This window comes from Erysipelotrichaceae bacterium 66202529 (assembly GCA_017161075.1).
Taxonomy (GTDB): domain Bacteria; phylum Bacillota_I; class Bacilli_A; order Erysipelotrichales; family Erysipelotrichaceae; genus Clostridium_AQ.
Genome location: CP046174.1, coordinates 3367050 through 3381480 on the forward strand (window position 1 = coordinate 3367050; position 14431 = coordinate 3381480).

The 14431-nt window shown below is 29.5% G+C and carries 18 protein-coding genes; 5 read left to right on the forward strand and 13 right to left on the reverse strand.

The window, feature by feature from the left end:
• Positions 1 to 239: 239 nt before the first annotated feature.
• Complete coding sequence (locus tag GKZ87_15900; GenBank protein ID QSI26860.1) at positions 240 to 656, reverse strand: sigma-70 family RNA polymerase sigma factor; 417 nt, start codon at positions 654 to 656, stop codon at positions 240 to 242.
• A 470-nt stretch (positions 657 to 1126) separates the two neighbouring features.
• Between GKZ87_15900 and GKZ87_15905 the strand changes: the two genes are divergently transcribed.
• The 3 genes from GKZ87_15905 to GKZ87_15915 all read left to right on the forward strand — a co-directional run bounded on the left by GKZ87_15905 (position 1127) and on the right by GKZ87_15915 (position 2803).
• Positions 1127 to 1489 (forward strand): hypothetical protein, encoded by a 363-nt coding sequence (locus tag GKZ87_15905; protein ID QSI26861.1) that lies wholly within the window; start codon positions 1127 to 1129, stop codon positions 1487 to 1489.
• A 101-nt stretch (positions 1490 to 1590) separates the two neighbouring features.
• Complete coding sequence (locus GKZ87_15910) at positions 1591 to 2304, forward strand: hypothetical protein (protein ID QSI26862.1); 714 nt, start codon at positions 1591 to 1593, stop codon at positions 2302 to 2304.
• Between the two features lie 88 nt (positions 2305 to 2392).
• Positions 2393 to 2803, forward strand: coding sequence for a TIGR04076 family protein (locus GKZ87_15915; GenBank protein ID QSI26863.1), 411 nt, complete (start codon positions 2393 to 2395; stop codon positions 2801 to 2803).
• Positions 2804 to 2851: 48 nt separating this feature from the next.
• Here GKZ87_15915 and GKZ87_15920 read toward each other — a convergent pair whose 3' ends face one another.
• Positions 2852 to 3472 (reverse strand): hypothetical protein, encoded by a 621-nt coding sequence (locus GKZ87_15920; GenBank protein QSI26864.1) that lies wholly within the window; start codon positions 3470 to 3472, stop codon positions 2852 to 2854.
• Positions 3469 to 4185: a hypothetical protein gene (locus GKZ87_15925; GenBank protein QSI26865.1), complete on the reverse strand. Its 717-nt coding sequence runs from the start codon at positions 4183 to 4185 to the stop codon at positions 3469 to 3471. The genes GKZ87_15920 and GKZ87_15925 overlap by 4 nt, the downstream gene beginning before the upstream one ends.
• A 243-nt stretch (positions 4186 to 4428) precedes the next feature.
• Between GKZ87_15925 and GKZ87_15930 the strand changes: the two genes are divergently transcribed.
• Entirely contained in the window at positions 4429 to 4773 is a 345-nt protein-coding gene (locus GKZ87_15930) for a helix-turn-helix domain-containing protein (protein QSI26866.1), read from the forward strand.
• A gap of 67 nt (positions 4774 to 4840) precedes the next feature.
• Here GKZ87_15930 and GKZ87_15935 read toward each other — a convergent pair whose 3' ends face one another.
• On the reverse strand, positions 4841 to 5188 hold the full coding sequence (locus GKZ87_15935) for a helix-turn-helix domain-containing protein (GenBank protein ID QSI26867.1): 348 nt from the start codon (positions 5186 to 5188) through the stop codon (positions 4841 to 4843).
• Positions 5189 to 5354: 166 nt separating this feature from the next.
• Between GKZ87_15935 and GKZ87_15940 the strand changes: the two genes are divergently transcribed.
• Positions 5355 to 6035: a hypothetical protein gene (locus tag GKZ87_15940; GenBank protein ID QSI26868.1), complete on the forward strand. Its 681-nt coding sequence runs from the start codon at positions 5355 to 5357 to the stop codon at positions 6033 to 6035.
• On the opposite strand, the gene GKZ87_15945 is transcribed toward GKZ87_15940, so the two are convergent.
• The 9 genes from GKZ87_15945 to GKZ87_15985 all read right to left on the reverse strand — a co-directional run bounded on the left by GKZ87_15945 (position 6013) and on the right by GKZ87_15985 (position 14425).
• A complete protein-coding gene (locus GKZ87_15945) occupies positions 6013 to 6339 on the reverse strand; it encodes a helix-turn-helix domain-containing protein (protein ID QSI26869.1) in 327 nt (108 codons plus the stop codon). The genes GKZ87_15940 and GKZ87_15945 overlap by 23 nt on opposite strands.
• A 191-nt stretch (positions 6340 to 6530) precedes the next feature.
• The gene (locus GKZ87_15950; GenBank protein QSI26870.1) at positions 6531 to 7712 is read right to left on the reverse strand and encodes a hypothetical protein; all 1182 of its coding nucleotides are present in this window, start codon (positions 7710 to 7712) and stop codon (positions 6531 to 6533) included.
• A 39-nt stretch (positions 7713 to 7751) separates the two neighbouring features.
• Positions 7752 to 9749, reverse strand: a complete 1998-nt coding sequence (locus GKZ87_15955; GenBank protein QSI26871.1) for a TraM recognition domain-containing protein — start codon at positions 9747 to 9749, stop codon at positions 7752 to 7754.
• Between the two features lie 359 nt (positions 9750 to 10108).
• Positions 10109 to 11944: a hypothetical protein gene (locus GKZ87_15960; GenBank protein ID QSI26872.1), complete on the reverse strand. Its 1836-nt coding sequence runs from the start codon at positions 11942 to 11944 to the stop codon at positions 10109 to 10111.
• Positions 11925 to 12419: a hypothetical protein gene (locus tag GKZ87_15965; protein QSI26873.1), complete on the reverse strand. Its 495-nt coding sequence runs from the start codon at positions 12417 to 12419 to the stop codon at positions 11925 to 11927. The genes GKZ87_15960 and GKZ87_15965 overlap by 20 nt, the downstream gene beginning before the upstream one ends.
• Before the next feature lie 10 nt (positions 12420 to 12429).
• Complete coding sequence (locus tag GKZ87_15970; GenBank protein ID QSI26874.1) at positions 12430 to 12978, reverse strand: hypothetical protein; 549 nt, start codon at positions 12976 to 12978, stop codon at positions 12430 to 12432.
• On the reverse strand, positions 12975 to 13199 hold the full coding sequence (locus GKZ87_15975) for a hypothetical protein (protein ID QSI26875.1): 225 nt from the start codon (positions 13197 to 13199) through the stop codon (positions 12975 to 12977). Before GKZ87_15975 ends, GKZ87_15970 begins: the two co-directional genes overlap by 4 nt.
• A gap of 13 nt (positions 13200 to 13212) precedes the next feature.
• Complete coding sequence (locus tag GKZ87_15980) at positions 13213 to 13911, reverse strand: hypothetical protein (GenBank protein ID QSI26876.1); 699 nt, start codon at positions 13909 to 13911, stop codon at positions 13213 to 13215.
• The gene (locus GKZ87_15985) at positions 13832 to 14425 is read right to left on the reverse strand and encodes an HD domain-containing protein (GenBank protein ID QSI26877.1); all 594 of its coding nucleotides are present in this window, start codon (positions 14423 to 14425) and stop codon (positions 13832 to 13834) included. The genes GKZ87_15980 and GKZ87_15985 overlap by 80 nt, the downstream gene beginning before the upstream one ends.
• Positions 14426 to 14431 lie beyond the last annotated feature (6 nt).

Consider the following 14431-nt stretch of genomic DNA (forward strand, 5'->3'; position numbering starts at 1 on the left):
CATCGCTAATCAAAGCGACCATTGTCTGGGCTAACCTCGACTCAATGGGAGTATCATTATGCCTGATTGAATCATCGCCATATATTGCCACATATATTTATAGGATTTATTTCGCTAACAGATTGACTGTATCTCGGCGTACCTAAATGGCTCTCAATCAGGAACGTAATTGCATATATTCGATTGTCAAAGATCAAATGATTGTCACCTCCTCACTATCTAGGGAAAAAATTGGTAAGTTATTCCATTTCTTGCATGATTTTTTTCAACTTTTTTAGAATTTTGATCTTATGGTTATGTAAAGTAGTAGTTTTCATGTGTAAAAGACGTGCAGATTCTGCTGTATTTAATCCTTTATAGTAGTAAACATCAATTATTTTTCTTTCAGTTTCATCTAGCATATCGAATGCTTTTCTTAACTTTTGTATATCCTCCTCATGCTGGAGTAATTCTTCATCTGCTTTTTTGTTCTGCTTATAGATTTCATATTCAATAGGAATTCCTTTTTCTTCACAAAATTCCAAATATATATTTTTTTGTTTTGCCAGCTTATCGAGGTATTGTTGTCGATCATGTATCCTGTAGTATTCTTTGTATATCTCTTGCGTAACTGGTATAGCCTTACCCTTGACCTTTAAAGTATATTTTTTTGTCATATAAAACCCTCCAATCTTTCTTAGGTCTGAAAAATTGGATAGGTTATGGATAACGTGCGTAATACCAGCTATGTCCTTTCATAATGGCAAAAAACGCCCACAAGAGTGAGCGTTAGCAAATACTGGGTAAAACGTAATCAGATAGCAGGCGCTTTTCCTTTCTGCTAACTTAAAACCTCACCCTGCACATTTATAGTAAGCGGTTACATTTGCGTTTTCTGTCAATTTGTGACTACAAAAACCGAAAATTAAAATAACATAAGATAATTTGCACTATTATATTGATTCCTGTAGTTTTATTGACTTTTTAGCAAAAAATAAAAAGACCAAATATACTAATGTTTTAATCAAACATTTTCATCTGATCCTACGTGGAAATACTTTAAAAATACTAAAGATGTTATTTTATAATGAATTTTTTTGAAAAATGAAATATAATATATGTAACTATTATGTGAGGAGGAGAGAGTGTGAAGAAGAAAGATAATCACATATCATCAGAATTTAAGAAAACAGCTTTTTTAAATTGGTTGGATGAGGCTGGTCTAAGTTATACTGTGAATGACGATCTTTGTATTGTGGATGGAGAATATGGGCAATGGATCGTAAACTTACTGCTGGAAACTAGAGGTAAGCCAACAACAATGCAAACAAAGTTGTTTAATATGATCAAAACTGTAGATCGAACTAAGGCAGATAAATTCAGTATACTTATTGAGCATAGTGCGCCTGATACAATGACTTTCAAAAGTATTTCTGAATATGTGAGAGAACAGCTCAACATTAGTCTTATAACAGTTAATGCAAAAGGCAAAATCAAAGAATATGTATAAAAAAAGTATCCATTTGATACTTTTTTATTATCACTATAAGTTAATGATGTTATAATTATTCTATAAATTAGAATTTAGTATATAGATAGTTGGTGAATATTATGATCAAAAACCTATTTAAAAAAAGAAAAACAGCATTACCTGTCAAAGAGTCGATTGAAACTGTTAATACAATGATAGAAAATAAGTTGGCTAAACATGGTTGGAAGTATCTAAAAAGTAGTCGCAAACATAAAAAAGTTGTTGGAGATTTATCCTTTGAGATTTGTTTTGATACGTCTAAATGGAATCACCAAGGGGAATCTATTCGCATAGAATGGGTATCGTTGGTGAATTGTAGAAAATATAAAATCCCGAATAAGCTTATTCTTGCATATCCTTATGAACCCTTAGATTCAAAACTATCAGGCGGAAATAAATGGTATGATATCACATATAAAGAATATTTTGATGGTGTTGTTGAAGATATATGTTTTCAACTAGAAAATAGCATTGTTTTACTAGCAAATGAATTTGAAAAAGATTTTATAGCGACAGGAATACGACTGTCCAAAGAAGGACTTCTCTACACATATGATTCCATTTACAATAACGATGATAACAATAAATACATAAGTATTCCATTCATAGAGGATTATATTGGACACCAGTATGCAATTGATATGGCAAAACGTTATGTTTCTAAGTATATAACAGAACAAGCATCTTTGATGCAGGAAGTAGATGCTTATAAGCGTAACCAACCTTTGTCTATTTATTTATCTTGTAATGAAATTTTCGTCATTAGACATTTTGATGAAATTATGAAAATATAACCATTTCTGCATGATAAATTTCAGTTTGTCAAACTGGAAAATTAGAATTAAATGAGTTGAAGAATTAGAAGTTATGGAGGGAATATAAATGCAACATGAATGCAAAATTACAGTTTTGGAAACAAAAGTTTTTGTCGATTATCAAGAAAAATATCTTGCGAATCCGAAATCAGGTGCTTGTCCGTTTTTCAAAGTGGGAGACACCTTTACTCTAAAAAGAACCCTTGAAAGAGATGATTTTTATCATTTAATGAATGGGAAATTTTGTGGAGAGGCATGGGATGCAATTAGCAGATATGTATATTCAGCATTACAAGGTGGTTCTATCATGCGTAATTGGACAAATGATGACAGGATGATGATAGCTTGTTGCAATGATGGTACAAGACCAGTTATTTTTAAGATTGAAAGAATTGATATTCCTGAAACGGAGGAAGAAAGAATATGGCTTGAGAAACAGGATTTCTCCAATAGTGCAGATACCGCATATACTGGCTAAAAAACAAATTCCAGTTTAAGAAAAGTGCCTAATTTATTATCAGGCACTTTATTTTATATTTCTCAAGTATTCTACGCATAAATCATTAAAGTCTGTATCTTTTAGAATTTTCAATCGTTTATAATTATTTAACAGATATACACCGTCTACGGATTCCAACATAATAAATTTATCATCCGATTTTATTTTTTGGTAGATTTCTTTTAGGTTTAATTCTAATAATTGCTCTTTTATATCTTTAGCATAAACTGTAGTTGTTCTACAAGTATGACAAATAACACGATGCACGCATTTATAAAATCCATTATAATAATAAGCAATGATTGAATATATACTATTAAATTCTTTTCTGTTATTATTCGTAATAATCATAAATCTTTTTTTATTGCCTAGCCTCAGCTCATAATCCATTTGATCTAAAAGTAATATAAGGGTATTAAAAGGATGATATTTGTACTTGAGATTATTTAATATAACATCCAAATTATCATATAGTGAATTTAAAATATCTTCATTTAATAAATCAAGCCCAATAAAGCGTAATTTTTCGTGATCCACAATGATATAATCATTTATCTGTTTTATTTTATCATTTACACATGATAGCCGTTGTTCGTAAGTCAAAGTAGAGTTAAGAAACTCATGAACTATATAATAGTATTCACTCATTTGAATTCTTCATCAGGAAACAAATATTCCTCGGAACAATAGTCTCCCAGCTCCTTAATTCGCTGTACAATCCTATCTTGATAATCAGGTGCATCGAGAATATCCAATGTATTAAAATTTAATATGAGATATAGCGGAGAAATATCTATTTGATATAATACATCAATGTTTGAAGAAAGTGTTTTATATAGATTTTGTAAATTAAATTTTCTATCCCTCAGCTTACTAATGTATTGAATCAATTCCTCTGAATAATTTTCATAACAGTTGAATATATTTTCTATTGCATATTTTTCTAGCTCGTAATACTCATGATCTACAAATTCTTTAAAATCATTAAATTCAAATCCATTATTCGTATACCTATCTATTGCTTTGAATCGTTTTGTTGTGCCATAAGTAACATCTATTGCATGAGCAAATATATACATTTGAATAGTGGAATAAGGATGTTTATCATAACATAAACGATAGTAAACTTCTAATGCTTTTCCATAAGCATCATAAATTTCACTTATCGAAGAATATTGAGTAAACGGAACAAAAAAAGGTAAAGTATAATTAACTTTATCGGAAATATACTCTAATGTACAATGATATTTATCTAAAAATACTTTACCTGATGGATATTGAATTATACCATCCTCCCTTTCAATTACATCGATCATAGAGTGATCATACTCATACAATTCTCTAATACTATATTTTTTCATATGCTGACAGCTTTACAAGCCTAGTCTTGTAGCAATAAAAATTATAATTACATTGGTAATTATGAAGCTGACCTCCTTTCTATTTTTTTATTTCTAGGATTTATTATAAAGAAAAATAGTGTTTGTTGGGTTCAACACGTATATAATAAACCAATTTTTGGCATTTTTCAATACCATTAGCCTTATTGTGACCAATTTCGACTTATCCTCTAATGAATATTATATAATTTTAAGTACAGGATAATGGTAGGTGAACATATGAAAAATGATATTGTATCTCAAATAATTGATCTTTGTTTAGAGATGACTGATTTTAAAACTGCTGAGTTAGCTGACTTAATTGGCGTAAAGCCAAGACAGATTAACAGATGGCGTAATGGTACTACCTCTCCTGATATTTTAACATTTTTGCGATTTTGCAAATTATTAAAGGTAGATGTCAATAAGATTTGTGAAATACTAGCAGAGCCAAGCACAGAAATCATTTTACATAACAAACAAGAAGTTGCTTTATTAAAATATTATAGACATGCGTCAAAAGAAGAACAAGAAAAGATTGATATAATCATAAATGCCTTATCAAAATAAAATAAGGGAAGTTTAATAACTATGTTTATAGTTTTAAACTTCCCTTTATTATTCCAGTTATAATTATTTATTTTTCATGAAGATGAAGTGCTTCTGCAAATAACTTGGCATTTTTTAAATAAAGCTTTTTTTGCTTATTATTCAAATCCCTATATAATTCTAACAAATAACATTCTTGTTTATCTTGCACAATGTTTATTATATTAGTTTTTTCTTCATGCTTGATTTTAATAATCTCATTGAAATCAATATCCAAAATCATACAAATCTTACATAGAGTATCAAAATCAGGTTCGTTAGTATTTCCCAACCAACGATATACTGTACGATCTGTCACATTTAATTCACTAGCTAATTGGCTAACAGATAGATCGTTTTTATCTAAAGCTATATCCAATACATTGCCAAATTTCATAATATCACTTACCCTCTCCGACAGCTAAATTATATAATTTTTCACATCATAATCCCGCTTTGCGACACATTCGTATACTTTTAAAAAACTGACAGGCACATTGACAAATCACATAGATACATCTAAAATAACTTGGGGCGTGGCATTAAGGAGGAGAGAAACAAACATGCCAAAAGAATTAAGCATACTCGATGAAAATGGGAATGATTCATCAGATGAGTATTTTGAAGGGAGAATATCGGAGTTAAAGGCTTATTTAAAAGAAAATTTCGGAATTACAGAAGAATTATTAAGAGAAAAGCTCGAAAATTATGAAATAGATGAAGTGTATAATCAGTTAAGGTTATATATTCATAGTATGGCATATGGAACAAATTGTGAGATCAAAAGTAATTTAGAACACATATTTGAGAATTTCAATATAAATTTAGATACAGGGAACAGTAAACGCTTTTTCATTAGTTTTAACGAAAAAGATCATGTTAGAACTTTTGAAGTGAATACATTGGTAGAGATGTTAGATATAGTGCTAGATTATAAAAAAAATGAAATTTTGGATGATTATATATTTATCTTAAAAAGATGGAATCAGTTACCTGAAAACTTCACATATACAACTGATTCTCCTATTCTTGACCTTTTCAATTTAGTAAAAGAGAAAACAAGTTTTATTCTTGAAAGTGATATAGCTGGAGAGTTGTACATATTAAGCCATTATAAAAATCTTCCTGTTCTTACTGATCCAATTTATCTTGATAAAGTAGTATTACGTATTGAAGAAGTCAATAATAGAATAAAAAAAGGACTTCCAGGTGGGGATTACCTTATGTCCTTTTGGGATGATTGAATTCTTGCAGAAAATCAATCAATTTTAATATATGTTCATCAGAAATTTTCAAATCACGAATCATCTTTATTAAATATCGTTCATTAACACTTAATACATCAGGTCTTAATCCTACTACCTGTGCATTAAGATCTATATGTAGAAATGCACATATTCGTAACATGGTTAAATAATCAGGTTCACTCTTACCAGTCGCATAGGATGAAATTGTCCTAGAACTACACCCGATATGCTTTGCTAAAGCAGTTTGTGTAATATTTGATATAGCTAAAGCATCTGATAATAATTCACTAAAACATTTCATATAACACGCTCCTTGTGGCTATTATAAGATATTTGAGATTATTGCGCTTTGTATTCCTATGATTTTATCTAATGAATTACTAAAATATAGGAATCCTGTTTTTAGTATAGGCAATCATTAAAAAAATATACATAAAAAAAAGAACCAGTGAACATAAATCGTTCTACTGGTTTTTTTGATCATTCAGATACTTAAAATTCAATACTATCTTGAACTGCATATTCTCTAGCTAATTCTGCCTCTTGTTTTAAACGATTCGCTGTATAAGATAACACTGCTAAATCATATGTAACATCATGAAATACGGTGGAATAAAGGAAATTAGAATATGCTTTACATTCTTTTTTACTTAAACTCTTTTTATTTTTAACTGGTTGATCAATAGTGCGTGCTTGCTTTATCGTTTGCAATATTAGGTTACCGATCCGATCATCAATTTTTTTCATTTGATTATCTTTATATTTTTGATAACGTTGGTCAAATTTATTCCCACCATAAAGAAATATATTTTTGTCTATAATTTTTTCTACTTGCAATTCGTATTCCTGTATAGCTTGTGCAATCTCATTATCATCTTTTATTATTTTAATTACTTCATTTATATCATTTTTATATGGTAAAACATTAGCACTATTATATTTTAACGAACCAGATACAGGAAGTGTATTATATAATTTCATTAGTAATGGATACAAATCTTTTGAGGATGTATCATGTGAAAAAAATTTGCTGAAGGAATGATTTTGAACACTTTTTATCACTTTTTTATCTACATTACTGTTTTGCAATATAGTTATGAAATCATTGAATGCCGTATCCTTTGTTGAGAGTAATTCAGCAGAATTTATGAGGTACGATCCAAGTGTAGACTTCATTTTCATAAATTTTTTCTTGTTGATTTTAAGAAGCTTTTTTGTAGGCATTTTCTCATACATCCATATGTGTACATGCGGGTTGTCCGTATTTGTGTGATAGTATGCTCCCCACATAACATTACTAGGATCAAGTCCTAATTCAATAATATTTCTGTTCATTGTTTTTGTTATGAATTGTTGCATATCTTTAATATCTGTTAAATTATTCTCAATAGCAAACTCTGACCTTACAGATATCACCATTTGGTAGTAAGAATCAGGATGATATTTCAATATATCTTTCTCAACTTGTTTACGTTCATAAATGCCATTTTTTCCAAAACACCCTGTACTACCTAGTCGGTATTCATAATAATCCAGCATCTTATTTGTTTCTACTGAAAATTTGCAACATCTGTCATCTCGATCGTAATAGTTCAACATCCTGTAAATATTGATACCGTCATTTTTCCTGTATCTCAAATTCACAATAATTTGAGCTTTATCTTTATTTTTCATTTGATAAAAGTAGGCAATATTGCCTACTTTTAACACCTCCTAGCTATTAAGTACATTCATAATATCATTGAATAAGGTATCAGGATCTATATCGGGTTCTTCTGAAGATAATGAATTATTAAACGTATTTTGCTCATCCAAATGATTGATAAAATCTTGAAATGTCTGACTGTTTAAATAATCTGCAATTTTATCTATTATTTCAGGATTTATTTCATCTTCATCACATTCAGTTTCAAAATAATCTAATATATGATCCTGAACTTGAGCGGTTATATCGTTACGCTGAGACCAATACCAAAAAGTTATACCAAAAAAATCTACTGCTCTTGGAACCGCATAATGTAACTCCATATCAGCTACTGGTGTTTCTGTCTTATCTTCTTTTATGATTTTACTATATCTATATTTTGACCAATCGGGGAGTGTAGTAAAGATTGGTTGCATATATGTTCTCATAACTATAGCTTCACCTTTCTCCTTGTTTAAAGTTTGCAATTCATTGGCATCAATCAATGATCTTTTGGTCTGCTGATAAGAACTACCTCCGCCTTGAACCGTTGCAGAAGAATTATAGTTTTGTGAATAACTCTCTGTCCAAATTGTTTCTGATCCTATTTTTCTTTCAATTTCCTCACATGTAGAATATTCACCACTGGCGATATATATCCATAAATTGCAATTACCTCTAATAGTCTTTGCTACTTTTTCACCATAGATTTCATCAATCTGACTTGTATCTTGGACAAATAAATGATAAATGATTCCTCTTGATCTTGAAACAGTAATTTTTCTACTCATATTTTCCTGTTTTATCAAATTACCATATTCGTCTAAAATCATATGTATTCTCCGTGGTAATCGTCCGCCGTATTCATTGGCTTTAAATACCAAAGTTTTATAAATCTCATCAAGTAGCATGGATACAACAGCATCCTTACTGGTTTTTTCGTCTGGAGTTATACAAAATAATGCACATGGTTTATCACCAAATGTTGAAATGTCGAAATAGGATTGTGCCATCATTTTAGCCAGTTTTATACTGGAAAAAATGTTTAATGTTGCAAGTGATGATGTATAAAAAGACCCCCTTGTTTTATCAGGAGCATTTTGTACTGTAGTAAACGCTACTCTTGCTATATCCGTTTCACCAAGGGAATTGAAAAATTCATTTAACGGAATGATTTTATTTATTGGTTTTGATAATAAAGCTAAAGTTTGATACACACTATAAAAATTCTTTTTAGAATCAGGAACATTTGCTTGGGCTACTGCTAATATCAACCCCTTGATTAAGGCACGCTGACCGTCAATCCATATTTTCTCACCAGCTCCATTATCTATTACTAAACTATTGGATAGATCACCAGCTAACTCGTCCGCATCGTCAATATTATCTTCTTGTAGATATCTAATAATGTTAGTTAAAGGATTCCATTTATCGCTATATTCAAGATTTCTAAAATCAACACAATAAACAGCATATCCCAATCCTTTTAAAAAATTTCTAAATAAGAAGAATAATTCTTTCTTTGGATCATTCACTACCATACTTTCTTTTGCTTTTGAAATAAGTGCTATTAAAATACGTACAATTTTTCTACTTTTACCGCTTGCAGTTGTACCAATTACTAAGCTATGTACATCATGCTTTTCATAAAGTAATTCATCCTTTTTCCAAAATTTAATACCTTTGGGCAGATAGTGTATAGGCAAGCCACCAACATCTAAATTCTCATCCATATTCGTTTGAGCAAAAAAAGTTTTCTGTTCGTCTAATGTAGCCCACCTAGAAGATGCAAGTTTCGTTGATTTTTCTAAATTATATGTGATTTTAAATATCATGGCACATATAAGATATATTGAGATACCAAAAGATAGCATAATGATTTCAATTTTATTTAACTGAAAACATTCTATCATTTCAGTATTTGTTAAAGTGGAAATTATAATTGTAATACACAAGGGAAATATCAACATAAAAGCTATGAATATAATTGAGAATCCTACCCATTTATTTAATTTATGTTTATTCATAACCGCTCCTTTCTGTCATAATAAATGATTTTTGATTAGATAGTTTTATAGAATGGTTTTAATAGTTTAATGATGAAATAATCTATATTACTGACAATATAAAAAATCTATGAAATACATTATTAGTAAAGGAAAATATCTAATTTTCACAACAAAAAAAGTGATTTTAAGAATCACTAAGTCGTTAATATTGATTATTTGTTTTTATCGTTGTTTTAAAGTAAAATCTGTTGTTGCCACTGGCAACAAGCACCAAAAAGTCGAAACTCGTTACGACCTTATCCTGCTACCAATACAGATTATAAATAATCTGTTATTGGTAGGGCTAATCGAATAGCTGGATACTTTTCTATAAAATTTTAAAGATCAATTTCTTCATCATCCAATGAAATATCTTCTTGTATAATATCATTTATTTTATTTCCTAAATGATGTTCTTGCTGGCATTCATTGAATAATGTTTCAGGATCCGCTTCTATCACCTCATATGTATTCTGATTAGGGGATAGACGAACTGTTATTTTTTGCAAAGTCATGTGGTACTTACCATCTAAATAATCATCAGAGAAATCCGCATCTCTAGTATATAAGATGAGATCACCATTTTCGTTTTTCATAATGGTGCCATTTACATGATTGACTAAATCTTGAATAAAATATTTGTCACCATCCTGATGTGCAAAATATTCAGGTTTTTTATCTTGACCATATCTTAGATTTTCTGCTTTCATAATATAGATTTTATTTGTCCCGACTATATCATAGAAATTATCAATTATGGCATCCATATTCGTACAATATTTGTTTGAGCCATAATCTGATGTCATTGCTAACACATTTTTGGCATTTATGATTTGTGAGTTTTCAATAATATTTCCATTGATAATTTCTTGAAAACACTCATATGCTAGGGAATGATTAAAGCCAACATAATCTAGTTTTGTAATAGTATTGTCTTTCGTTATAACTGCATACATGGATTGTATTTCGTTTCTATAATCGCTTTTGTTATTCATCTGATATAACCCAACTGACGAGTTATCATCAAATTTTATATTTTCTAATTCATTAGATTCAAGAAACAGTTTTTTTAATTCATTTTCAATTTTTATTTTATCGACTGACAGCAAATCATCATTATACAGTAAATCAAGATATAGGTCTGTTTCGTCATTCATCTCCCCTTTATTATCTAATAAAAGGTATTTGTAATTATATTTTGTATTATCATCCATATAGATTAAGTTATATTCCTTTCCTTCAAGGAACAGTTCTATAATTTCTTCTACGTATCCTACCTCAGCAAAATAATTATCTGATACAAGTCCAAAATCTTCCGTTCTATACATTTTTAGTTCATCACCATTCTCATTCACATAAAATATGAATGATCTAGTTAATAGCGTTAAATCAAACTGATTATGCATATCATCTATTAAATACAAAGGTAGGGGATATCCTATCTGACAAAAATCTATTTTTTCAAATTTATTGTTATCTAAAATTGTATGGCATTTTATTTCGCCATCTTCATTCATCATAAAATATAAACGTTTTTGAAAAATACCATGATTATCAACAATATCAATGATATCTTTATCATTCATAGGTCTTTTTTCACCTCTAACAAGTTCGTACCATGTCATATTATTAAATTCATCTTTCTTCGATATATAGCAATGATGTCTATAATAATCATGATAATTAGCGATGTTGTTCTCCTCATCCTCAGACGCTTTACAAACTGTATCACGTATATCTATATCTAAGGTAATAGGTGTTTCATACTGACATCTCTCACAATATCTATCAGCGTAGCTCTCTATTTCATTTACATAATCCAAAGATACATTTCTGAGAAATGACAACTTACTGATGTCACCTCTTATTGCATGTTTTTTTAGCAATTCTTTGTTTCTATCAGTAAGATCATGTCCTTTCATTATTATAAATTCTTGAATACCTTTTAACCTATCTTCTTGCCAATTCTTATATTTATTTAAGTATTCATTTACATAATTTCTAAAATGATCTATATCGTTTTGGCTATACAATGCGTTATATGTGCGTAGTATATCTTTGCAATATTTAAAATTATTTGAGAATCCACCACTCATATAATTTTGGTCATTTAGAGCATCAGATAGTATATTGATTATTTCATTAAAATATAAATCATTTCTTTTTTCGTCCATTTTTTTCTCCTCGATTCTTTTTTACATACATATTCTCATATCCTGTTTTATAAAACTTTTTACGTAATCGCTTGTCCTTTTTTTGAGATATATTATTAAATGTGAGATTTTTATTGAATTCAGAGAAATCACTTTGAAAAAGATGCTCAATTTCAATTCCAGTACCCACAATGTATGCAAGCTCGTCAGTAGTAAGGTAATGGCATACTAATTCTCTTTCCTGTGTGATCACACAAATAATTTTTACATCGGGATTCAGGAGCTTTAAAGTTTTAACTGCGTAATAAAGGTCTACATCATTATACATATCCCCATCAATTAGGATATGTGTCAAGTTGGTTACTCGCAACGCAATAAGGTTTATAGCAGTTTTATTTTCATAATGATTTATGAAATATAAGGTGCTGTCTAATTCATGAAATTCCTTTTGCAAATTATCCATAAACTCATGACTTCCAAATACGATTATTTTCATATTCATCCTCCTAGATCGTCTTAGAACGATATTTTTTATATCCTTGATTTTCTAAATTAGATATTTCTTGATCACTTAATCCATTCAGTTTCAAAATATTCAATAGGTTATCAATGCGTTTTTGATCAGACCTTATCTGTTTTATATAAGTTATATATAAAGTATCCTCAATTAACTTTATGATCTCTTTTTTTGAATCAGCCAATTTATCAAAGTAAAGGTACTGTTCAACACAGTACCTTATTGCTTCTGACGTATTATCTAAATGTTCTCTTGCTTTGATTTTTTCTAAATCATTCATAACTGTTTCGCTCAATCTGCTACTCACTGTTATCGTTGGAGCAGGTATGAAGTCAATAATAGGTATATCATAATAATCAAAAATTCTTTTTAGTACAATAGCATCTACTTTTCTGATTTTAAACTGTTCAATTCTGCGGTACAAGTTTATATCAATATGTAGATGTTCAGATACTTCGACTTGTTTAATGTGTTTATCTAAACGCTTTTGCTTGATTGTCACTGACATATCAAAAGTCAAGAGTATTTTATTATTCATAAGGTGGGTTCTTCTTCCTCAAGGATCATTTGATTAAACCTATTCTGTAAATCTTTATAGCATTTCTCATATTCATTAACAGATTTTCCTTTAAGATAATTCGTAAAATCAGATAACTCCAGTTTCTCGGAAGCATAAATATTATAATCCATGACTAACTCTAATATTTTTGCTGTCCATGCACGTTTGATCGCATTCTCCCTTTGTTGAAAAGTGGGCATTTTTGCCTACTTTCTATAGCTCAACCGCTTCTTCACAAGAAACGGAATGAACGATCTGACGTTTTTTTTGAGGAAAATGAGATAATTCTTTATCTAATTTTTTGATATCACGTGCTGTCAAATACTCATCTAATGATGTGATCTTTCTCTTAGAAAAAATTTCATCAATTTTTTTAACAAAAATGGCATTTACCATTTCCTTATTTTCGAGATCTGATTTATAAATTCGGTCATGAACATATTTTTGCTTTATCTTAGAGAGTGTATCTTTAATTTGGATTTCTACTGGCATCGTCTTATATTTGATATCCATATGCAAAGCGGTATATCCTGATTTTGGGGTATGCTTATAGTAATCAGAAATTTCAACACATTTAAAATGATCGTTTATTATATGCTGAATTTTAGGTACATCTTCCTGACTTCTGCAAACAATACTTACACCCATTAAATCTGTTAATTGCTTCATTTCTTTATATCCTTTTCGATCAATTTTTTCAATAATGCTTTGTGGTGTTTTATATCTACCTTTCAGTGAATAATCAAAGCCATAAAAAAAGCCACTAGATTCTAGTAGCTGGATGAGATCAAATTGTAGTAGTTTTAAATAATCTTGTGATTCAAGATAATTTCTAAAGAATATTGCCGATTTCTTCAATTTGCTGTTTGACATTCTGAACCTCCTTTTCAAGTTCTGCAAAAAGATCATCATAGTGAGGATTATTCAATTCACTTAAATGAGTATCAATAATAGGTAAGAAAACCGTTTCAGTTTCATCTATATATCTCTGTACCTTTATTGGGTTAGGACAATTTTTTAATGAGCTAACATTATGAATTCTATCTAACATTTTGATTTTAAGTGCTATTAAATCAGTGCATACTAGCTTTAAATAATCTGAATAAGATATACCTTTTTTATGCGTCAATAACTGAATTTTATCGGCTATTGCTATACCAAACTCTTTTTTAATTTCTTCATATGTAACATCTGTATCCTCAAGAGTATCATGCAGTAAAGCAATGATTATTTCATCAGGATTAGTAAGTCTTTTAGATACTGCGATAGGGTGCGATATATACTCTGTGCCTTCATCTCTCATTTGCCCTTTATGAGCTTTCTTAGCAATCTTATATGCAAGATATACTTTATATTTCTGATCATTTTCTTGTTGCTCATATTCGCTGAAATCAACGTTAAATTCGTTATAATCATATTCTTTCATAAAGTC